Genomic DNA, 21,169 nt, shown 5'->3' on the forward strand with positions numbered 1-21,169 from the left:
GCGTCCTTATGCGAGGCCAATTGGGCCAAACTTTGCTGATAGCAAATGACGTTAAAGGTTTATTAACGTGTTGCCGAATTGAGCCACCCGGCAACCGCTATCAAACGAGACCGCTCAGGCATCGACTCGGCGGGACCGAGCACGTGGCGGCGGGCGAAACGACGCCCAACCGATCCCCCGCGGTTGATGTCCAGCGCTAACGCTGGCTGACGACGCCGCCGCTGTTGAGCACGGTCTGCGCGCGCCGGTTCTGCGACCAGCAGGAAATATCGTTGCAAACCGCAACCGGACGCTCCTTGCCGTACGAGATCGTACGGATGCGGGCGCCGTTGATACCATGCTGCGAAAGGAAGTTGCGCACGGCCGTCGCGCGGCGCGCACCGAGCGCGATGTTGTATTCGCGCGTACCGCGTTCGTCGGCGTGACCTTCGATGGTGATCGTGTACTGCGGGTACTGCTGCAGCCATTGGGATTGCTTCACGAGCGTTTGCTGCGCTTCCGGCGTCAGATCCACCGAGTCGGTCGAGAAGTAGACGATGTCGCCGACATTCTGGGTGAAGTCGCGCTGCGAACCGGGTGTTGCATTGCCATACTTGCTGGCGAGCGAGTCGGGCTGCATGTCTTTGTTGGCACATGCGCCGAGCGTCGCGGCAAGAATCGAAACGGCGGCAAGGCGCAGGCCCAAGCTCCGCGCAAACGTGGCCATCATTCCGCTAATCCCCTTCGTATCGATCTCGTCCCTTGCGCGAGTCGCACCGCGTACCGTCCGCCAAGAGATAGTGTTTGTCCCTTATGCCGATAGCGGAGCGTTCAGCCGAAAATATGGCCGATTCCGCAGCGGTAGCTCCCCGATCCGTCGTATTTCGAACTGGCAATCTGGGCTTTCCGCAGCAGCCTCTCACCGGATCTATTACCATCGGGTTTAGAGGTGTGTGTGCGACTAATTTGAATTACGACCACTTTTCTTTGTGTTTTCCCGGAATTATTGCGCGAGAGCACCAAAGAACTTGAGACTCACTTGTTCTGATCTTTTGTCAGCACAGTGACGACGCCTTGAACGACAGGCCTAAAAAGCTCAAGACCGAGTTGTTGACGGAAACCCGCCCACAACTCGGTCTTGAAGATCAATAATGAAAAACGCAGTACTAAGAAGTCAGGGTGCGCTTAGTGCGCAACCTGCTCCGAAGCGACGGGCCCGCCAAGTTTCAGCGGCGTCGTTTCTGCTTCACGGCGGCAAGCACCGAGAGCAACAGCAACCAAAACTGTAGCGAGAACGATTGCGCTCTTCATTGTAGTCTCCTTAAAGTTCCTGATTACGCGCTAAATTAGCGAGCAACCGAGTCGCTGGCGACCGGGCCGCCAAGCTTCAGAGGAACATGCTCAGCTTCGCGACGGCAAGCGCCGAGAGCGATAGCCGCAACAACTGCTGACAAAAGGATCAGCCCCTTCACACCCTGCATGGTCATATCTCCTGATACGATTCCGGCAAAAGCCGTACTCTGGGGTACCGGGAGGGCGGTCTTGGATCAAGAACGGAGGCGGCAAATCCCAAGTTTTCCAACCCCATAGATGCGAAAATGCAACGGGGCTTAGTGGGCAAAATTCAACACTTTTGCCAGCCGCGTTAAGATGCGCAACCCATTGGCATCGCGTATCTTTTCGAGTCCTTTTGCCATCGCCGTTAATATTTGTGACGACGCATTCGTAAACGCGATCTTAATTCAGCAGCGGCGACCACGCAGGGTCGGATGCAAACGATGGCGTCTTCACTTCGCGCTCGTTGTAGCCGGTGATGTCGACCGAATAGATTCGAGGCCCACCCGACTCGCCGTTGCTGACATCACGGAAGAACATCAGCACCCGGCCGTTGGGCGCCCAGGTCGGCCCCTCGTTGTGGAAGCCCGACGTCAATTGCCGCTCGCCCGAACCGTCCGGCTTCATCACGCCGATGATGAACTGGCCGCCCGCCTGCTTGGTGAAGGCGATGTAGTCGCCACGCGGCGACCAGACAGGCGTCGAATAGGTGCCATCGCCCCCTGAGATCGGATGCTGGTTGGAGCCATCCGAATTCATGACCCATAGCTGCTGCCGGCCGCCGCGATCGCTTTCGAACACGATCTGACTGCCGTCGGGCGAGTAGCTGGGGCTGGTGTCGATGCCGTTCGACTGCGTGAGTCGCCGTGGCTGCCGCGACCTCAGATCCATCTCGTAGATGTCGGAGCCGCCGTCCGGTCGGCCGAGACTCATGATCACGCGCTGGCCGTCGGGTGAGAATCGCGGCGCGAACGTCATGTTCGGAAAATCGCCGACCAGTTCCCGCTGTCCCGTCTCAAGGTTCATGATGAAAACCTTGGGCTGGCCATCGGCCATGTAGGCCATGTAGGTGATTTCCTGGTTCGTCGGCGAGAACCGCGGCGTCAGCACGAGTTCGTTACCTTGCGTCAGCAAGCGAACATTGGCGCCGTCCTGATCCATGATCGCGAGCCGCTTGATGCGGCGTTCCTTCGGTCCCGTCTCGTCGACGAAGACGATTCGCGTATCGAAGTAGCCTTTTTCGCCAGTCAGGCGCTCGTAGATGCTGTCGGCGATCATATGACCGATGCGGCGCCAGTTCCGGGACGCCGTTGAGAATCGCTGCCCCGTGAGTTGCTTTCCGCCTGCCACGTCCCAAACCCGGAATTCAGCGCCGACTCGCCCGTCGCCGCTATTGACGACGCGCCCCACGACTAGGGCGTCGGCCTGGATCGACCTCCAGTCGTTGAAACGCGGCAGCGCGTTGACGTCGCGCACCTGCTCCAGAAAAGACCCGTGATCGAGCGGCCGGAACAAACCCGAATTCCCAAGGTCGGCTTCGACCACGCCGGAGATTTGCTGCGCGAGTTGCTGATCGTCGCCAAGAAATGTCGGGATTGCGATCGGGATCGGCGCAATCGTGCCTTCCGTCTGCGTACCTTTGAGCTGCGCCATGGCGGGCGTCGTCGCCAACCCTGGAGCGAGCCCTATGGCGGCAGCGACGAACGTAGCGACAGAAAACAGCCGTTTCAGGCGGACTTTCAGAATCATTCAGGCTCTCTCATGCGTCACTGCCGGCAAACCGGGAGTTCAAAGATTGTCTCGCTTCGCGGTCGATTGAAGCAACTTTTAGGCGTTTACAACATTTGTCGCGGATCGAAAGTCCAGTCGATGATCTTCCAGCCCCCTTCGTACTTGTCCGGCGGCAGATGGAAAGGCGCACAAGTCCGAACGGCCCGAAGCGCCGCCTCGGCATAAACCTGCCCCGCCGTCGTGTTCGGTGCTGACGTCACCTGCGGCTCGCCTGCGAGTGTGCCGTCGGGATTGAGTTCCCAATGCAGCGCGACGACCGGCACTTCCTCGCCGCCGCCCGTTCCCGGCGGCCGCCAGCAGCCGTTGAGCTGTTGTTTCAGCATGCCCTTGAGCAGATCCTGCTCGCGGGCCGAAAGCACCGTATCGGTGCCCGTCGCCGTACCGGCTTCCTTGCCCGTGTCGAACGCGTCGTTCTTCGAGCCAGATGCCTGCTGACCCTTCTTCCGCTTGTCCTTGTCGAGCAACGCTTTCGGCGTCGCGTCGTCCGGCGACTTGTCAAGTAACGCGGCAATCTTGCTCGGATCGAACTGCTTCTTGGCAGCCTCGGCCTTCTTGCGCGCCTCTTCTTGCCGCTTCTTCTTCAGTGCAGCGAGCTTCTTTTTCTTTGCCTCTTCCGCAGCCTTCTTCTTGGCTTCGGCGAGCGCTTTTTTCTTCGCTTCCTCCGCTGCTTTCTTCTTGGCTTCCTCTTCGGCCTTTTTCTTTGCCTCTTCTTCGGCTTTCCTTTTAGCTTCTTCCTCGACCTTCTTTTTTGCTGCTTCTGCAGCCTGTTTTTCTTCTTCGGCCTTCTTTTCTTCAGGCGTCGGACCAGGCTCGGGCGGCGGAGGCGGCGCGTTCGCAGCCGGAGGCGGCGGCGTCTCCTGCAGCTTCTTCGCGATCGGATCGGGCTCGGACTTCGATGCCTCGGGCGGAGGTGGAGGCGGCGGAGGCTCTGCGGCGTCCGGCGGTTCGGGCTCCGGCGGCGGCTCCGTTTTCGCGACCTGCTCCTCGGCCGGGGGCGGCGGAGGCGGCGGCGCATTGGCGGGCTTTTGCGTATCGTTCTTGCTGTCGTCCGGCGTCGGCTTGTCGTTCGCCTTGGTTTCGAGATGCTTGGCGTCTTCGCTGCCCTGCTTCAGGCGCAGGAACTCCGACGGCGTGATGAGTTCAGCCGAAATCGCGGGTGTATCCGGGGTGAGCGGCGGCGAGGAATGCAAGCCGTAAAGCGCCCACCCGAGAAGGGCGGCATGAAAAAGAAGGGACAGAACAAGTCCGAAGGGCACGGTTCAGCACCCACAATCAACATAAGGCGGCGCGTCCGGCCGCCGATACTCACAAAACTGCGGCCCAAGTTGCGGCCCGAACTGCGACAGGAACCAGCCGCACACCGAAGCCTTCGCTGCCGACAGGCCTCGCGACGAACCGGTCTTGAGAGGGCGCTGACGCGCATCCATGTTCGTCATACGTATCGTCCTTTAGCGATTACGGGCGCTAAGTGCCTCCCTTCTCCCCGTTGAGAACGAACGACAACTTCTTGAAGCCGCCCTGATTGATGCGGCTCATGACTTCCATCACCGTACCGTAGTTCACACCCTTGTCGCCGCGCACGAAGATCGTCTCGTCGTAGCCGTTCTGCGCGATGGCCTTGAGCTTCGTCGCCAGATCATCGAGCGGAACCTGCGAATCGCCGATGTAAACATCGCCGTTAGCCTTCACCGTGACCGCCAGCGGATCTTTCTTCGGCGTCGGAATTTGCTGCCCCTTGGCTTCCGGCAGATTGACGTCGATGCCGGTCTGCAGCAGCGGCGCGGCGACCATGAAAATGATGAGCAGCACGAGCATCACGTCGACCATTGGCGTGACGTTGATCTCGCTCATCGGCATATGCTTGCCGCGACGCCGACCGCGTCCACCGCCTCCGCCCGCCTTGACGCTCATTCCCATCGGCTAAGCCCTCACGTCGATCTGCCGCGAGACGATCGCTGCAAATTCATCCGAAAATGCATAGAGACGCTGCGAGATCGCAGCCGAATCCGCCGAGAACTTGTTGTAGAAAATAACGGCAGGAATAGCGGCCATCAGGCCGAGGGCGGTTGCAAAAAGCGCTTCAGCGATACCCGGCGCCACAACCGACAGCGACGTATTCTTGGAAACCGCGATCGACTGGAAGCTCGTCATGATGCCCCAGACCGTGCCGAACAGACCAACGAACGGTGCTGTCGAGCCGACCGTTGCGAGGAAAAGCAGGCGTCGATCGAGCCGTTCCATCTCGCGGCTGATCGTAACGTCCATCACCTTCTCGACGCGAAGCTGAATGCCGCCGAGCGCGCGAATGTTGCCTTCGACAGAGCGCTTCCACTCCCGCATGGCCGCCACGAACAAAGCCGCCATCGTGATCGTCCGCCCGCGCGACAGATTGGTGTAGAGCTCGTCGAGCGACTGGCCGGACCAGAAAAGCTGCTCGAAACGATCGCTTTCGACGCGCGCTTTGCGGAACGCCAGAAGCTTTTCGAAAATGATCGCCCAAGACCAGATAGAGGCGAGCCCCAGCCCGCCCATGATGAGCTGCACCACGATGCTTGCGTGCAGAAAAAGTTCGAGAAAGGAAAAACCACCCGCTGAGACCGGTGCAACGGCGCTTTGGGCGACATCCGCGGGATTCATTTCACCATCCATGTCGTAGAACTGCGATACCCGTGCGCAATCGCACGAGCCTTGGAATTCCGGTAGCACCGGGAAACGCTCAAGGCGAACCCAATGATATGAGACGCGCCGAGCATCGGCCCGTTGAAGAAAGTGTATGACGGCCTAATGACGTCCACCCCGGCAGCAAGCGCCCCCGCCCCATGCGCATATGGAGCGGAGAGCTTTTGCCGCCCAATATGACCAAACGAGGGCTTACTACAGCCCATGACATCGCCGCATCCGCCCGTTTATCCACGAAAATTGCGGCCGTTGGCCTCAGGCGGAGCCAAGATGAGCCACTCAAGGTGCTCAATCCGTGTATGACCGCAATCGGCCGACGTCCGCCTATCCCTGATGCAGGCCCTTAGGATGCCGAGCTTTTCGCGCCTTCCGCGTAGGCGGCAAAAGCTTCCCGCACAGCTCCGCTGAGACGCAGCGGTTTCCCCGAAATCGCAACGAGCACCACGATGACGTCCGCGGACACGAGACGCACACCGTCGCGGCTGATCGTTTGCTCAAGCGTGACGCTTGCCCCACCCAGCTCTTTCACACGGGTCTCGACCTCCAGAAGATCGTCCATCCGTCCGGGGCGCGCGTAGTCAAACGTCATCCGTCTCACGACGAACGCCGCTGGCTCGCCACTGTCGGAGCCGTCGATTAAGCGGCGCGCGTCGGTGCCGAGCAACCGCAGAAAATCCGTGCGTCCACGTTCGGCATAGCGCACGAATGATGCGTGATAGACAACGCCGCCTGCGTCAGTGTCCTCGAAATAAACCCGGACCGGTAGAATATGCCGCTGGCCGTTCGCATCATTGATGATGCGGCCCGCGATATCCGGCCATTGCTCGACGCTCAAACTTCGCCTCCGTTTGCCCCGCCGAGGTCTGCGACCACGATTTCCGGCGGAGATCCGATCCGGATCGGCAGCGACGAGCAACCAAGGCCGCCCGAGACGATGAGATGCCGCCCATCCTCAACGATATGCCCGTAGACATAGCGCGACCCATAGATCGACGGAACGACCGGCGCATATCCTAAAATGCGCACCTGACCGCCATGCGTGTGGCCAGCAAATGTCAGCGACACGCGCTTTGAAACGCTCGGAAAGATATCGGGTTCGTGCACCATGAGAATGACCGGCGCATCATCCTCGATCGCGCGCATGGTCGCCGGAAGATCATCGACGCCCGCATAGCTCAATCCGCTATCCCGGCTCGGCACCACCTCGTCGCTTTCAACTTTGGGCGGTTTGAAAGCCCACTGATCGCCGAGCCCCGCAATCCAGAACGGATGCCCGTCTTTCTCCAGCCGAATGGCAGTGTTTTCATAAACCGGAATACCGACGGCTTTCAGCGCCAGTCCCGCCGGCGTCGGACCTGCGCGGCGTTTTTGAACCTCTGCCGACTGCCACCAGTCGTGATTGCCGAGAATCGCATGCACGCCATAGGGCGCTTTCAACTTCGCCAGCTCAGCAGCCCACGCCTCGTTGCTGACCGCGCCGGAATAGCTGCCAAGTTGCAAGCCGACGACAAAATCGCCGAGCATCAGGATGGCGTCCGGATTGAGCGCATTTGTCTGCGCCACGATGCGTTCGAGCCGTTCGGTCGACATCCACGGATCGCAAACATGCAGATCGGCCAGAATCGCCAGACGCAATGTCAGTCCCGGCGTCCAGTTCGGCGGCGTAAATGCGTAGGTCGTGACATGCTCGCGGAAGGCTTCGGCGACGGCATAGCCACTGAGCGCCGTCGAGCCGACGCCTGCGACGCCCGTCATCTTCAGCAGATCGCGGCGGCTAATCACTGCAAATCCCTCATAAATCTTCAGATTTGAAAGCCGAACCCCGACATTCGACAGCAAATGCTGTTCAAACCATGAACTTTTTTAAGTTTTGGTTGAGGAGCGGCGTTACGCCTCGCCTTCGCCATCCTCGAAAATCGGAAGCTCCGGCGAAGCCCCTTTTGCCGCGCTATTTACGCCCAGATGCCTGTAGCTTTTGAGCGTCAGAACTCGTCCGCGCGGCGTGCGCCCGATGAAGCCCTGCTGTAAAAGATACGGCTCGACGATCTCTTCGAGCGCGTCACGGGGTTCCGACAGCGCCGCCGCCAGCGTCTCGATGCCGACTGGGCCACCTTCATAATGTTTGAGGATGCAGCCCAGATAGCGATGATCGAGCGCATCGAGACCCTCGCCATCGACTTCCAACATCGTCAACGCCCGGTCGGCAACCTCGGCATTGATGACGACGGCACCCTCGACCGCCGCAAAATCCCGGACGCGGCGAAGCAGCCGCCCTGCGATGCGCGGCGTCCCGCGTGAGCGTTTTGCGATCTCGCGTGCACCGTCCGGCGACATCGCGGCCCCGAGCACGCGTGCCCCGCGCCCCACCACCTGCTCAAGCTCGGCAACCGTATAGAAATTGAGCCGCACCGGAATGCCAAACCGGTCGCGCAGCGGATTGGTCAGCAGCCCAGCCCGCGTCGTTGCGCCGACCAGCGTGAATTTCGGCAGATCGATGCGGACCGACCGCGCCGCGGGCCCCTCGCCGATCATCAGATCGAGTTGGAAATCCTCCATCGCCGGATAGAGAATTTCTTCGACCGCCGGATTGAGCCGATGGATTTCGTCTATAAAGAGTACATCGCGCTCTTCGAGGTTCGTCAGGAGCGCCGCGAGATCGCCGGCCTTCGAAATCACCGGCCCTGAGGTCGCCCGAAACCCGACGCCGAGTTCCTTCGACAGGATCTGGGCCAGCGTCGTCTTGCCGAGCCCAGGAGGCCCGGCGAACAGCACATGGTCGAGCGCATCCCCGCGCCCGCGCGCCGCTGAGATGAAAACCCTCAAATTTGCGCGCGCCTGCTCCTGCCCGACAAAATCGTCGAGCGACTGCGGGCGGATCGTCGCCTCGAAGGCATCCGCGTCCTTACGTGCGCTGCTGACAAGCCTGTCGGTCATGGTTTGTTCGTGAGGCTATTCGCCAGCGCCGTCAAGTCGGCGCGCCAGGGACCGTTGGAAACGCGGTGCAAAGCCTGACTTCACGCCTCTTCGCGCAGAATCCCACCTGCGATCAGCAGCGCACGCATACCGATGGCCAGCAACCCCGCCAGAAACGCCAGGAACGGCATCGCCGGTCCGGCGTGAAACGGAAAAATGATCACGCCCGCCATGAACCCCAGCACACCGGCCACGGCCGCATGCAGCCACGGGTACGTGCCGTTTTGCAGGACGAACGGCGTCAATCCCAGCGCTGCGACCGTCGCCGGCAATGCGCTCCAGACGAACGCATCCACCGCGACTTCGCCGATGGCTTCTCCACCGTGAGGCGGTAGGAAAAAATTCGTCGCCGGAGCGAGAAATTGCAGTCCGACAAAGATCAATCCGGCAAAGAATGGCGCCGCCAGCGACGTAATCAGAACCATCCAAAGCGTGCGCATGGTGTTGCTGATCTTGTTCTTTTCCATGCGCGAGACTGCTTTCCGGTTGCGGCGAAAATTACGACGGACGGCCTAGCGCGCCAACTCTTTGAGGCTGCGCTTGATGAGGGCGGCAGTATCGGCAGCATCTCCCAATTCCTGCGACGCGACCGCGACGGCGGCGTTGGCCTGCGCCGGGTTGTAGCCGAGATTCGTTAGCGCCGAGAGCGCTTCGGCAAATGCCAGACTCGACGGCGGGATGCTAGGCCCAGGAGCGGCCGCACCTGCCCCCGCTGCCGGAATGTTATGCCCGCCGAGCGAAAGCGCCGGCGCCTTGTCTTTCAATTCCAAAACGATGCGCTGCGCGAGTTTCTTGCCGACGCCCGGCGCTTCTTCCACCGCTGCCCAGTTGCCGAACGCCACGGCATTGGCAAGATCCTGCGGCGCCATCACGCCAAGCACGCTCAAGGCAACCTTGGCGCCGACGCCTTGGATCGTCTGCAGCGTACGAAACCAGCTCCGCTCGAACTCGCTCTGAAATCCGAACAGCCGGATCGCATCCTCGCGCACGTGCGTATCGATCGTCAGCGCCACGTCGTCGCCGACCTTCAGATTGCGCAGCGTCTTTGTCGAGGCCTGCACCTCATAGCCGACGCCGTTGACGTCGATCACGAGGTGGCTTTCGCCGATCGCATCGACCTTGCCCTTGAGCTTCCCGATCATATGAACTTGCCGATCATGTTCCCGCGACCTTGGCCGCAAACGCCGCTGCCCGCTGGCGACTGACACGATGATGCGCATGCGTGATAGCGATCGCCAGCGCGTCCGCCTCATCCGCACATCCGAACGTCGCCTTCGGCAGCAGGAACGAGATCATCGCCTGGATCTGATGCTTTTCTGCGTGACCCGCACCGGTCACCGATTTCTTGATGAGGTTCGGCGTGTATTCCGCGACGCGCAGCCCCAGGCGTGCGGGCGCCAGCAGCACCGCGCCGCGCGCCTGGCCGAGCTTCAGCGTCGAGCGCGGGTTCTCGTTGACGAACGTCTCTTCGACGGCGGCCTCAGACGGACTGAAGCTCTGGATCACGCTCGTAACCTCGTCGAACAGCGCCGAAAGCCGATAGGCAAGATCGTCATCCTTGGGCGGCGTAATCACGCCGGACGCCACATAAACGAGCCGGACGCCATCGCTTTCGATGACCCCCCACCCGGTCCGGCGCAACCCCGGATCGAAGCCGATAATGCGAATCGTTCGTTCCCTCATGCTCTTCGCATAGCACGAACCGCATAGGGCGCCGAAGGCGTCATCGGCGGTGGCGGCAGCGGCGGCGGCTTGGTGGCGTCCGCAACCTTGCCCGTCAGGATCGCATCAAGCGCTTCCGCCACGTCGGGCTCGGTCCAGTAGCCGGTATGGCCGCCTAGGCCCATGACATGATTATCGACGCGCAGTCCCGGCGGCGGCTGGATGCGACCGCCGATGTAATCGTCCACCCGGAAGAGATTGATCCAGCACTTGAGCTTCGATGCGATGCCGATCGGCACCTGCTTCGCAGCCGCGTATTCGTGGAAATATTTCTGATAGATGCTGCCGAGCGGCGATCCGAACGTCAGCAGCGCCGGGGCGGCATCACCGAGGCGCGTATAGTTCGGCCCATTATCGCGCAGATAATCGTAGACGATCACTGACCCTTGGCTGTGCGCCAGAAAGATCACGCCGTCATAGCCCTGGTTCTGCACGAAGTGTTCGAGCACCAGGTTGAGGCGCGACTGTATCCGCTCGCGCCGGAGCCGGCGGTTGCGAATGCGAAACACCGACGGGATGAAGTACGCGGCCGTCTCCTGCCTCGGCTGATAGTGATGATCGATCAGATCGCGCGCAAAGTTTGCAACGTTGGCGACGCGCCGTCCGAAGAAGAACGGCAGCACCAAAGCGACCACCGCCGCCACCGGCAGGATATAGCCCCTCAGCGTCACGAACATCTGGTTCTTGTCGAGATAAGGTTGCACGAAGACCAGCGCGAAGACGACGAGGAACGCGAAAATCAAAAGCCCGACCAGCGCTGGATTGAACAGCAGCCGCGGCATGTTCCGTGCCGTCTGTTCGAGATCGGAACGCCCGCGCCGCGCCTTGAATTGCCGGATTTCGATCAGCACGATCGAGGCTAATATCATCAGCAGCACGGTGACGGCGGTCGCCGCATAAATGAACTTGAAGCGACCGATCCAGTCGAGCTCGATGTTCGGCACCTGCACAAGCTTTGCAAGCGGACTGTCGGGTTGAATCTCGTGCGCGGCGATGGCCTTCTGGACAATGGGCCGCGCTTCCCGCAGCGTCGTGATCGTCTCAGCCCGGTTCAACACCGGATAGATCACGCTGACGACCACTGTCGTCCACAGCATGAACTGCATGATGAGGATGGCGATGCTCGTCGACAGCGTCCCGAGCCGCGAACGGTCGCGCGTGATCCGGGCGCGGACCCAGGCGAACCCGAGCAGCACCGCCGCGAACACCATCATCCCGCCCCAGAACCTCCAGCCCCAGATGATGATCTTGTAAAGACCGTCGATGTAGCAGGCCGCGTTCGTCGGTCCGCCGACGCAGTCAGCAACACCGCGGGCCAACATCCGCTGCGGACCGATCTCGAGTTCGGGAATGTACTGTAGAAGCACGAGCAGCGCGTTGTAGTACGTCAGCGCGAACACCGCGAGCGACGTCACCACCAGCCAGAACACGGTATCGTACCAGGAGTAATCCTGCTGCCGGCTGATCCGGTAGAAAACATAAAGCGACGTAATAAAAATTGCGCCCGTCATGACGAGCACCTGCGAGCGGACGTCCATCATTTCGGTCGTCACCGACACGGGCTCGAACAGGAACAGCGCGCAGATCGCTGATGTCACGATCGTGAGTGCCGCGCTCGGACCTCGGATCAGCCAGCCCGCGATCCAAAGCAGCTTGCGCAGGATCCACGAGGTCACATCCCGCGTCCGGTCGAGCATGGCATCGACAAGGTGATGGGATTCGAAGATGACGCGAAAGAGTTGCAGCAGCGTATTCACGCGCCCGGGCTGGCCTTCGGTCAGGTCCGCCCAGTGCAGTTCTACGGCTTCGATCTCGATGCCGCTGTTATGCGCGGCGCCACGGCGGATCACCGGAAACACGGGCGGTGGATTGCCGACCTCGGGCTCGGTCATGCGATTATATTCGTTGGCAGGCGAAACGCTGTATCCAGGCCGCGTCGTGGCCAGGGTATCGAGAACGGCATTGACGCAATAGCCGGGCTCAGTCTCGCCCACACCGTGGACAACGACCAGTCCGACACGAACCCGGCTTCCGCCCCCCGATGGTCCGCCCGCCGCCATGCCTACTCCCGTACACCGTGCACGCCCTAATCATAGTGCGTTTTGACAGCAAAGCACGCTTCCCCGGCTTTGCTGCCGCACCAAACTCGTAAGAACGCAAGATTTCGACTTTAGTGTTGCGGAATGAATAAATAACTTGGCGGCCCGCCGCCACCATTGAGGTTCAGGACGTAATGAACGCCACCTTCGCTCATCCGCTCTGGATTGTGGCAGGTCTGTTGCTGATCCTTGGCGGATTCCGGCTATTTCGCTGGGCCAAACGGAATGATACGCGCGCCGCCATCGCCGCCGCCACGACCGAAGCCGCAATTAACAAACTTCGCAAAAAGCCGGGTGCTGCCGCTCCAGGCCAGAGGAAAGCCTCGGCCGGAAGTAGTGCCCGTACCCGCTTCCGCAACTCGATGGCTCAGTTTTTCGGGATCGTCGGCATCCTGATGGTCATCGCCGGGCTGGTCGCGATGACGTTTGGTGTGTTCTATACCGCCGGATAGCTCTCAGCTCTCCAAGCGCCTCGGCCAAAGCGCTCCGGCCTATAGCCTCAGGCGGCCGTCAGCTTCTTCAACACTTCGTCGGAGATTTCGAAGTTGGCGTAGACGTTCTGTACGTCGTCGTCGTCTTCGAGCGCGCCAAGCATCTTCATGATTGTCTGCGCATTGTCTTCATCGACCGAAGTGGACAGGTTCGGCTTCCAGACGGCTTTGACGCTCTGGGCTTCGCCGAGCTTTTTCTCAAGCTCGCCTGCGACCGTCCCGAGGGATTCGAACGCCGTCGTGATCAGATGGCCGTTCTCGTCCGACTGCACGTCGTCGGCGCCCGCCTCGATCGCAGCTTCCAGCACGGCATCCGCAGATCCAGCACCCGGCTTGTAGGTGATCTCGCCGATATGATTGAACATATGGCTGACCGCACCCGTCGCGCCGAGATTGCCGTTGTATTTCGTGAACACGCTGCGGACGACGCCGCCCGTGCGATTGCGGTTGTCGGTCAAGGCTTCGACGATCACCGCCACGCCGCCCGGCGCGTAACCTTCATAGCGAACCGCCTCGTAGTTCGCGAGGTCGCCGCCTGCCGCCTTTTTGATGGCGCGCTCGATGTTGTCCTTCGGCATGTTTTCGGCGCGCGCTTCCTGGATCGCCAGCCGCAGCCTGGGGTTCATGTCCGGATCGGGTGTGCCCGACTTCGCGGCCACCGTGATCTCGCGCGCGAGCTTCGCGAAGAGCTTCGAACGCATCGCGTCCTGCTTGCCCTTGCGGTGCATGATGTTCTTGAATTGCGAATGGCCGGCCATGCTCGTGCTCGTTGCGTTTTTGGGATTGTGCTGAAGCCCCGTCTTTTGCGCAACGGCCGCGCGCGGGTCAAGGGCAGCCCTTCAAAGCCTCGTTCAGGCGACCGTCTCCCTCCAGAAAGCAGGCGTTGACGGCTCGAGATGCGGACCAAGCCGCAGCGGGGCGGCATGAATGGCCAAGCCAGTGGTGTCGTCCGTATCGACCGCGAACCCTGAAATCGACCCCGGCCCGACGGCCGGCTCGTAACGACCCCGCGGGATCCGCGTGAGAAAGCGATTGATCGGCTCCTCGGGATCCATGCCGAGCACTGAGTTGTAGTCGCCACACATTCCCGCATCTGAAAGATACGCCGTTCCGCTCGGCAGAATGCGGCCGTCGGCGGTGGGCGTATGAGTATGTGTTCCGACCACGAGACTGACGCGCCCATCGAGGAAATAGCCCATCGCCTGTTTCTCGCTCGTCGCCTCGGCGTGAAAGTCGATGATAACGGCGTCGGCTTCACGCTTTAGTGCACAAGCCGCCAATTCATTATCGACGGCGCGAAAGGGGCAGTCGTTTTCAGGCATGAACACGCGACCCATCGCATTGACGACGAGCACATCTGCGCCCGCCTTTGACTGCAGCAGAGTGGCGCCCCTTCCCGGCGTACCTTTGGGATAGTTGAGTGGCCGGATCAGCCGGTCATGTCGCTCGATGAAGACGAGCGTATCTTTCTGATCGAACGCATGGTTGCCGAGCGTCACGCAATCGGCGCCGGCGTCGATCAGATCGTTGAAAATCGCTTCCGTAATACCGAAGCCGCCCGCCGAATTCTCACCGTTGATGACGACGAAATCCAGGCCGAACCGCCGTATTAGCCCGGGTAATGCATCGCATACGACCGTGCGGCCCGCACGGCCCACGATATCTCCAAGAAACAGAAGACGCATGAAATGGTCCGACCAGAATTTATTGGCATTTTTGGGGACCCGAAGGCGTCAGGACCCAGTCGAGTTTTTCGTCATAGCTTTCGGCAGGCACCGCGTCGACCTTTTGTTCGTCGTAGGCGATCCCGACGGCGATGATCGGCTTTATTTTTCGCAAGCGGTTGAGCGTACGGTCGTAAAAACCGCCGCCATAACCCAGGCGATACCCTCGCGCATCGAACGCCAGCAGCGGCACCAGCACGACGTCCGGATCGACCTCCGGCTTGTCGTCGGTCGGCTCGGCGATCCCCCAGGCTGCAGGGGCCATCACGTCTCCGGGCGACCACAACCGCATAACAAGTGGCTTGCCCCGCCCCTGCATCACCGGCAGCGCCAGCTTGCAGCCTTCGGCCTGTAGCCACGTCATCAGCGGCGCCGGATTGATCTCGTCGCGGATCGCAGCGAACCCCGACACCGTCGCCTCGGGCTTTATGCCAAGGAAATCCAGACCTTGGGCGGCAACCAGCCGACTCGCCTCCGGCCCATGGCGCTCGAAGGCTTCCTTGCGACGCAGAAGCGCTTCGGCGCGCAGCTCTTTCTTTGCGTCCGCCATCATTTCGCTGTCTAACGCAAGTTGGTCCTGAAAGAAATAATGCCGCGAAGGCCGTTGAGACGATGATCCCGCGTGGTCCCTACGAGCGTAGGTGGGCACCATGTGTCCGGAGCCACGGCTCCGGTCAGGGACAGCGCCCGTGCGGATCTTATAGGCCCCCGGGTCATATTGTCCCTGACGAGCCCCGCAGCATCTGCTGATGTATGTGAACGGCTAAGAAAAATCCAGTGGTTGCTTCGGCATATGCACGAGCCCGATGGGCTTTCGCCGCCTTAGCCCTTGGCGCGCCGCTTCTCGGGCTCGGCGTCTTCGTCCGCCTCAAGGCTGCGGATCGCGGCCGAGCGCAGGTCTGCTGAGCTGCCCCCCAGCAGATCGTCAACATCGGCCCGAGTATCGAACAGCTCGTCCGTAATCATCAGCGCCGCCATGAGGATCAGACGCTCGTCGCCGACCGCACCATGCTCACGGACCAGTTCGTCCAGTTTTGAGTTGAAGTACGAGACGATGTCCCTCAGGCGCCGCTCGTCGTGTTCCTCGCAGTGGAACCGATAGGTGCGTTGATTGAAGGTGAACGGGACTTCGGCCATCCTGCCCGGCAACGCAGCCGGTCTCCCCCTTGAACGACGCTCACGATGACTCGCTTTCGCGCAGACTATGAAGCGAATCGAGAACCCAATCAATGCGATTGAGGGCGTCGGCGGTCCGCTGCTCAAGCTCCGCGATCCGCTGCTGGGCGGTCGCCAGCTCGGCTCGCAGGCGCGCATTCTCGGACCGCAAATTGAGGTCACCCGACGGCTTGCGGGCAGACTTCAGGTCTTCCGCGCGCTTGATCTTAACGGTGTTGCGTTCAGTCATGGCCTCTCATCGCCCTCGCGGGCGACACGATTGACGCATCGATCACCTTAGCTTGGGCGTTAGGTTACGTGGCTAAGGTAAATGTCGTCAATAAACGAGACCGTGTTTGCCCCCCTTTGACTGAAAAGAATCCTAGGAGCGTAACCCAAAGCACCGGGGTTGCCTGATTGACAGGCGGCCACCAAGTGACGTTAAAGACCCGCAAAACCTTGAGACTGATCGCGACGAGCCCGCAATTCGTCCGTATCCGTCACAATTTCTCACACCCGGAGGATCTCCAAGAATGGCTGTGAAGGTCGCGATCAACGGTTTCGGCCGCATTGGTCGCAACGTGCTGCGCGCAATCATCGAGAGCGGTCGGACGGACATTGAAGTCGTCGCCATCAACGATCTCGGCCCTGTCGAAACCAACGCCCATCTGCTGCGCTATGACAGCGTGCATGGCCGCTTCCCCAAGGAAGTGAAGGTCGATGGCGATACGATCGACGCCGGTACCGGTCCGATCAAGGTGACGGCCATCAAGAACCCCGCCGAGTTGCCGCATAAGGCTATGGGCGTCGATGTCGCGCTCGAATGCACCGGCATCTTCACCTCGAAAGAAAAGGCCAAGGCGCATCTCGAAGCCGGCGCCAAGCGCGTGCTCGTCTCGGCCCCGGCCGATAACGCCGATCTGACGGTCGTCTACGGCGTCAATGACGACAAGCTCACAAAGGAGCACGTCGTCGTCTCGAACGCCTCGTGCACCACCAACTGCCTCGCGCCGGTCGTCCATGTCCTCAACAACGCAGTCGGCATCGCGCATGGCTTCATGACGACGATCCACTCTTACACGGGCGACCAGCCGACGCTCGACACCCTGCACAAGGATCTCTACCGCGCCCGCGCTGCGGCGCTGAACATCATCCCGACCACGACCGGCGCCGCCAAGGCCGTCGGCCTCGTGATCCCGGAACTCGCCGGCAAGCTCGACGGCGCGTCGATGCGCGTGCCGACGCCCAACGTCTCGCTGATCGACTTCAAGTTTGTCGCCAAGCGGAACACGACGGCAGAAGAAGTGAACAACGCCATCGTTGAAGCCACAAAATCGAACCGCCTCGGTGGCATTCTGACGGTGACGAAGGACAAGCTCGTATCGATGGACCTGAACCACGATCCATCGTCCTCGACCGTCGCGCTCGATCAAACCAAGGTGATTGACGGCAACTTCGTTCGCGTCGTTTCCTGGTATGACAACGAATGGGGCTTCTCGAACCGCATGGCCGATACCGCAGTCGCAATGGCCAAGCTGATTTGAACGGGATTTTAGAGCGGGCGCCAGTGAACGGCGCCCGTTATTGTGCGTTTCACTGTTTAAACGGCCTACGGAGGCAAGTATGAGCGAAAAACTCGAAGACATCGCCCGCGCTCTCGTTGCGCCCGGCAAAGGTATTCTGGCCGCTGACGAAAGCACGAGCACGATCAAGAAGCGGTTCGACACGATCAAGCTGACGTCGACCGAAGACAGCCGCCGCGACTACCGCGAGATGCTGTTCCGCGCCACCGAAGGCATGAAGAATTACGTCTCCGGCGTCATCCTTTACGATGAGACCATCCGTCAGAAGGCCAAGGACGGTACGCCGCTCGTCGACATCATGAAGGCCGCAGGCTCGCTTCCCGGCATCAAAGTCGACATGGGTGCAAAACCGCTCGCAGGTCCGACGTCGAAGGTCGAAACCATCACCGAAGGCCTCGACGGCCTGCGCGAACGCTTCGCCGAATATTACAAACTGGGCGCCCGGTTTGCGAAGTGGCGCGCGGTCATCACAATTGCCGACGGCATGCCGACCTGGAACTGCATCAAGGCAAATTCGCACGCGCTGGCCCGCTACGCGGCCCTTGCCCAGGAAGCCAACATCGTGCCGATCGTCGAACCCGAAGTCCTGATGGACGGCGAGCATTCCGGCCACGACATCGATGAATGCTATCGCGTGACAGAGTGGACGCTGCGCACCGTGTTCCGCGAACTCTATGATGCCCGCGTCAATCTCGAAGGCATCGTGCTCAAGCCGAACATGATCATTTCCGGCCAGAAGTGCTCAAAGCAGGCGAGCGCCGCCGAAGTTGCCGAAAAGACGGTCAAGTGTCTGAAGGCGACGGTTCCCGCCGCTGTCCCTGGCATTGCCTTCCTCTCGGGCGGTCAGTCGGACGAAGCCGCAACCGAGCACCTCTCGCTGATGAACGCGTCCGGTCCGCTGCCCTGGCCGCTGACCTTCTCTTATGGCCGCGCATTGCAGGCCGCTGCGATCCAGGCCTGGGGCGGCAAGCCCGAGAACGTCGCCGCCGGCCAGCGCGCCTTCACGCACCGCGCCAAGATGAACAGCCTGGCTGCTCTGGGCAAATGGGACCAGAAGCTCGAAAAAGCGGCCTGATAAAAGCCGGATCAAAATCCCAGGCACGGCCTGAAACAAAAAGGGCGGATCGAAAGATCCGCCCTTTTTTGATGTCTATACCGGCTGCGCTCAGTTCAGGAAGATATTGGAAAGCGCATCTTGGATCGGATTAGTGTTTTTCTTTGCGCTCCGACGCGTCGGTCGAGGATCGTCAGGCGGATCGAACGCGCTGGCGCCCGGCTCCGAAGCTTCTGTCGGATCGATCGCTTCCTGCGCAATGAAGCGGACGGGCCGGCCCCGGATTGCAGACATCACCCGGCTGTCGATGCCGTAGACGTCGGGGAAGTTTTCCATCTGACCATCGTCACCCACACGAGCGGTGAAATAGACGAGGTAAACGGGCACCTCTTTCGACAGTGTGATGCTGGCGCCGCTATTCCAAAGCTCTCCGACCTTCTCAGGCGAATAACCTTTGTCTTCGCCCAGAATGACCTCCGCAGTTTTGCGAGGATCCTGAACACGCATGCAGCCGTGGCTTAGCGCCCGGGCATTCGCGCTGAAGAGGGTCTTCTCCGGCGTGTCGTGCATGTAGACGTCATGCTTGTTCGGGAAACGGAACTTCACCATGCCGAGCGGATTGTCCGGTCCCGGCGGCTGGATGAAGCTGTATTGCCGAACGTCCGCCGTTTTCCAATTCACCGAATTGGGATCGACCCTCTGGCCATTGTAATAGACCTGCAGCTTGTAGGCTTCGATCACATCCGCGCCGCTGTAACCACCGCCGCCACCGAACAACTGATCGAAGAATCCGAAGCCCGAATTGCCGGACGCCTGCCGGAGTCGCGGCATAAGCTCCTTGGCTTTGATGCCGTCCGGCATACCCCAGCTCGGGCGGAAGATCACATACTGCATTTTAGAAGACAGCAGCGGCGTCGGCCACGACGGCTGGCCGACAACGATCCTCTGCTTCAGCTCGATGCGATCGTCTTTCCAGATCTCGCTGGTAAACTCGGGAATGTTGTTCATGACATAGAACTTCCCGAGATTGGCCGGCAGCCACCGCCAACGCTCCATGTTGACGATGATGCGATCGACGTTCTCCGACGGGCTGGCGCGACGCTTGGGCTGCCCCTCGCTGTTGAGCGCGGTGCGCACGCGATTGGTCACGACGCCATTGGCCTTGAGACCGTTCGCCCGCTGGAAGGCGCGAACCGCATCGGCAAGCTGATCGTCGTAAACGCGATCGTTTGAAGGATTGTCGGCAGGAACTTTCAAGCGCTGCCGCAGCAGCGAAACCTGATCGTCCTTGACGCCGCGCTTCAGCGTTTTGCCCTTCGTCGGCAGTTTAACGAGTAGCGCCGTGTCGGCAGGTTCATCCGCGACATCCGTCGCCCCGCCACGCGCCTTCAACAGCGCTTGCCGGAGACGTTCGAAACCGATGTGCTTCGGATTGAGGCCACGCAGATAAGCGCCGGGATCGGACGCACTCGCCAGCTCTCGCATGACGGCCTTCGGCTCTTTGACCGGCGGCTTCATATCGAGAATGTTGCTGAGCGACACCGGATCGAGACGGCCGCCGCGCGCATACCGCGCATATTTCAGCGCCGAAAGCGTCAACTGAGCCTCCGCTGCTCCTTCCGAAGCGGACCCACTCCCGAGTGCCGGAATAGCGAAGGCCGATGAATCGAGACCCCAATCATCAGCGCCTTTCAACGTCGAGATGATCTCCTTCGCTTTGCGCGTGAACTCACCGCCATGAACCCACAGCGGCTCGGTATGGGAACCATAGTAATCGCGCGCGGCGGTCACATCATCATTGGCGCTGTTGCTGGCGAACGATTTATCCGAAAGCTTCCCGCGTGCCGCGAGAACGACCGGATTGACCGGCGGCGGCGCTGGCGGCGTGGCAACGGGCGTCGTCTCGATGGGCTTGGGCTGCTGCGCCGTATCGCTCGCGGGAGAAGCCGCAGGAGGTGTCGCGGTAGCAGCGTCTGGCTTGCTGTCGGTTGATGGCGCGGGCGTTGCAGCCGGCGCGTCGGCTGCAGGTTTATCCGCGGCAGGCTTGTCGTCCGCCGATGGCGTTACGATGGCCGTATCCGTCGTCGCAGGGGCCGGCGCGGCGTCGGGTTTGACATCGGCCGGTTTTGCATCAGCCGGCTTGGCATCGCCTGTCGCGGGCGCCGGTTGCGACTGAGGCGTCTCACCGGCCGCCGGAGTCACAGTCGCCGTTACCGACGGATCGGCATCATGTACGCTGCTCTTCGGTGAAACCGCAGGCTCGGCCGGAAGATTGCTCTTGGGCGGGTCAGCCGATTTCGGAATGGCAGCCGTTGTCGTCGGCGCCGCCGGCGTTGCAGCCGGAGCATCCGGTGACGAAGTCGGTTTCGGCGGAAAATACGTCGTCGTGCCGCTTGATGAATCCTGCGAGGTCGTCTCTGCCGCCATGACTGGCGCACATCCGATCCAGCAAACCCCCAATAAACTGACGCCGACTAGGCGAAGCGTGACTTGTTTGATCATTCCCCGTTTGGCTCCGATGGGCGAGAGACGCAGCATGCCGATCTTGCCGACACTACGTGAGCCCTCAAGTTGGCGGAAAAAC

General features: G+C 60.9%; 23 protein-coding genes and 1 other RNA gene. 3 read left to right on the forward strand and 21 right to left on the reverse strand.

The features are described from left to right. Positions 1-196 precede the first annotated feature (196 nt). From pal to RLW55_RS19985, 14 genes are all read right to left on the reverse strand, one after another. Positions 197-709 (reverse strand): peptidoglycan-associated lipoprotein Pal, encoded by a 513-nt coding sequence (pal, locus tag RLW55_RS19920; protein WP_013946655.1) that lies wholly within the window; start codon positions 707-709, stop codon positions 197-199. A gap of 455 nt (positions 710-1,164) precedes the next feature. Next, on the reverse strand, positions 1,165-1,290 hold the full coding sequence (locus tag RLW55_RS19925; RefSeq protein ID WP_256380101.1) for a hypothetical protein: 126 nt from the start codon (positions 1,288-1,290) through the stop codon (positions 1,165-1,167). A gap of 35 nt (positions 1,291-1,325) precedes the next feature. Beyond that, a complete protein-coding gene (locus RLW55_RS19930) occupies positions 1,326-1,460 on the reverse strand; it encodes a hypothetical protein (RefSeq protein WP_256380100.1) in 135 nt (44 codons plus the stop codon). Between the two features lie 256 nt (positions 1,461-1,716). Then, positions 1,717-3,063 carry a Tol-Pal system beta propeller repeat protein TolB gene (gene tolB, locus RLW55_RS19935; RefSeq protein WP_409562532.1) on the reverse strand — a complete coding sequence of 449 codons (1,347 nt, stop codon included), beginning with the start codon at positions 3,061-3,063 and terminating at the stop codon, positions 1,717-1,719. 86 nt (positions 3,064-3,149) lie between these two features. Continuing rightward, positions 3,150-4,361: a cell envelope integrity protein TolA gene (gene tolA, locus RLW55_RS19940; RefSeq protein WP_409562531.1), complete on the reverse strand. Its 1,212-nt coding sequence runs from the start codon at positions 4,359-4,361 to the stop codon at positions 3,150-3,152. Positions 4,362-4,569: 208 nt separating this feature from the next. After that, positions 4,570-5,022, reverse strand: a complete 453-nt coding sequence (gene tolR / locus RLW55_RS19945; RefSeq protein WP_013946652.1) for a protein TolR — start codon at positions 5,020-5,022, stop codon at positions 4,570-4,572. A gap of 3 nt (positions 5,023-5,025) precedes the next feature. After that, positions 5,026-5,742 carry a protein TolQ gene (gene tolQ, locus RLW55_RS19950; protein WP_024275511.1) on the reverse strand — a complete coding sequence of 239 codons (717 nt, stop codon included), beginning with the start codon at positions 5,740-5,742 and terminating at the stop codon, positions 5,026-5,028. A 385-nt stretch (positions 5,743-6,127) separates the two neighbouring features. Then, positions 6,128-6,619: a YbgC/FadM family acyl-CoA thioesterase gene (locus RLW55_RS19955; protein WP_013946648.1), complete on the reverse strand. Its 492-nt coding sequence runs from the start codon at positions 6,617-6,619 to the stop codon at positions 6,128-6,130. Beyond that, positions 6,616-7,566, reverse strand: coding sequence for a metallophosphoesterase (locus tag RLW55_RS19960; RefSeq protein ID WP_423415173.1), 951 nt, complete (start codon positions 7,564-7,566; stop codon positions 6,616-6,618). The genes RLW55_RS19955 and RLW55_RS19960 overlap by 4 nt, the downstream gene beginning before the upstream one ends. 105 nt (positions 7,567-7,671) lie before the next feature. Then, positions 7,672-8,718 (reverse strand): Holliday junction branch migration DNA helicase RuvB, encoded by a 1,047-nt coding sequence (gene ruvB / locus RLW55_RS19965; protein WP_423415174.1) that lies wholly within the window; start codon positions 8,716-8,718, stop codon positions 7,672-7,674. An 80-nt stretch (positions 8,719-8,798) separates the two neighbouring features. Beyond that, entirely contained in the window at positions 8,799-9,224 is a 426-nt protein-coding gene (locus RLW55_RS19970; RefSeq protein WP_409562528.1) for a hypothetical protein, read from the reverse strand. Positions 9,225-9,269: 45 nt separating this feature from the next. Next, the gene (gene ruvA / locus RLW55_RS19975; protein WP_423415175.1) at positions 9,270-9,899 is read right to left on the reverse strand and encodes a Holliday junction branch migration protein RuvA; all 630 of its coding nucleotides are present in this window, start codon (positions 9,897-9,899) and stop codon (positions 9,270-9,272) included. Positions 9,900-9,912: 13 nt separating this feature from the next. Further along, entirely contained in the window at positions 9,913-10,440 is a 528-nt protein-coding gene (gene ruvC / locus RLW55_RS19980) for a crossover junction endodeoxyribonuclease RuvC (protein ID WP_409562526.1), read from the reverse strand. After that, a complete protein-coding gene (locus tag RLW55_RS19985; protein WP_409562525.1) occupies positions 10,437-12,539 on the reverse strand; it encodes a hypothetical protein in 2,103 nt (700 codons plus the stop codon). The genes ruvC and RLW55_RS19985 overlap by 4 nt, the downstream gene beginning before the upstream one ends. 173 nt (positions 12,540-12,712) lie before the next feature. Between RLW55_RS19985 and RLW55_RS19990 the strand changes: the two genes are divergently transcribed. Continuing rightward, positions 12,713-13,030: a hypothetical protein gene (locus tag RLW55_RS19990; protein WP_423415176.1), complete on the forward strand. Its 318-nt coding sequence runs from the start codon at positions 12,713-12,715 to the stop codon at positions 13,028-13,030. 47 nt (positions 13,031-13,077) lie between these two features. Here RLW55_RS19990 and RLW55_RS19995 read toward each other — a convergent pair whose 3' ends face one another. From RLW55_RS19995 to RLW55_RS20020, 6 genes are all read right to left on the reverse strand, one after another. Beyond that, positions 13,078-13,827, reverse strand: a complete 750-nt coding sequence (locus RLW55_RS19995) for a YebC/PmpR family DNA-binding transcriptional regulator (RefSeq protein WP_013946640.1) — start codon at positions 13,825-13,827, stop codon at positions 13,078-13,080. A gap of 93 nt (positions 13,828-13,920) precedes the next feature. Further along, on the reverse strand, positions 13,921-14,754 hold the full coding sequence (locus RLW55_RS20000) for a TIGR00282 family metallophosphoesterase (RefSeq protein WP_409562523.1): 834 nt from the start codon (positions 14,752-14,754) through the stop codon (positions 13,921-13,923). Between the two features lie 19 nt (positions 14,755-14,773). Next, entirely contained in the window at positions 14,774-15,346 is a 573-nt protein-coding gene (locus tag RLW55_RS20005) for a 5-formyltetrahydrofolate cyclo-ligase (protein WP_414462035.1), read from the reverse strand. A gap of 32 nt (positions 15,347-15,378) precedes the next feature. Then, positions 15,379-15,539, reverse strand: a non-coding RNA gene (gene ssrS / locus RLW55_RS20010) — 6S RNA. Positions 15,540-15,615: 76 nt separating this feature from the next. After that, positions 15,616-15,930, reverse strand: a complete 315-nt coding sequence (locus tag RLW55_RS20015) for a cell division protein ZapA (RefSeq protein WP_409562521.1) — start codon at positions 15,928-15,930, stop codon at positions 15,616-15,618. Between the two features lie 40 nt (positions 15,931-15,970). Beyond that, entirely contained in the window at positions 15,971-16,198 is a 228-nt protein-coding gene (locus tag RLW55_RS20020) for a hypothetical protein (protein WP_013946636.1), read from the reverse strand. Between the two features lie 283 nt (positions 16,199-16,481). On the opposite strand from RLW55_RS20020, the gene gap reads away from it, so the two are divergent. After that, the gene (gene gap / locus RLW55_RS20025) at positions 16,482-17,492 is read left to right on the forward strand and encodes a type I glyceraldehyde-3-phosphate dehydrogenase (RefSeq protein WP_423415177.1); all 1,011 of its coding nucleotides are present in this window, start codon (positions 16,482-16,484) and stop codon (positions 17,490-17,492) included. Between the two features lie 79 nt (positions 17,493-17,571). Next, positions 17,572-18,606, forward strand: coding sequence for a class I fructose-bisphosphate aldolase (locus RLW55_RS20030; RefSeq protein WP_414462033.1), 1,035 nt, complete (start codon positions 17,572-17,574; stop codon positions 18,604-18,606). Positions 18,607-18,696: 90 nt separating this feature from the next. On the opposite strand, the gene RLW55_RS20035 is transcribed toward RLW55_RS20030, so the two are convergent. Further along, positions 18,697-21,012 (reverse strand): L,D-transpeptidase family protein, encoded by a 2,316-nt coding sequence (locus RLW55_RS20035; protein WP_423415178.1) that lies wholly within the window; start codon positions 21,010-21,012, stop codon positions 18,697-18,699. Positions 21,013-21,169: the final 157 nt, after the last annotated feature.

Origin of the sequence: Hyphomicrobium sp. B1 (genome assembly GCF_049532635.1) — a bacterium.
In the GTDB taxonomy this organism is placed as follows: Bacteria; Pseudomonadota; Alphaproteobacteria; order Rhizobiales; family Hyphomicrobiaceae; genus Hyphomicrobium_B.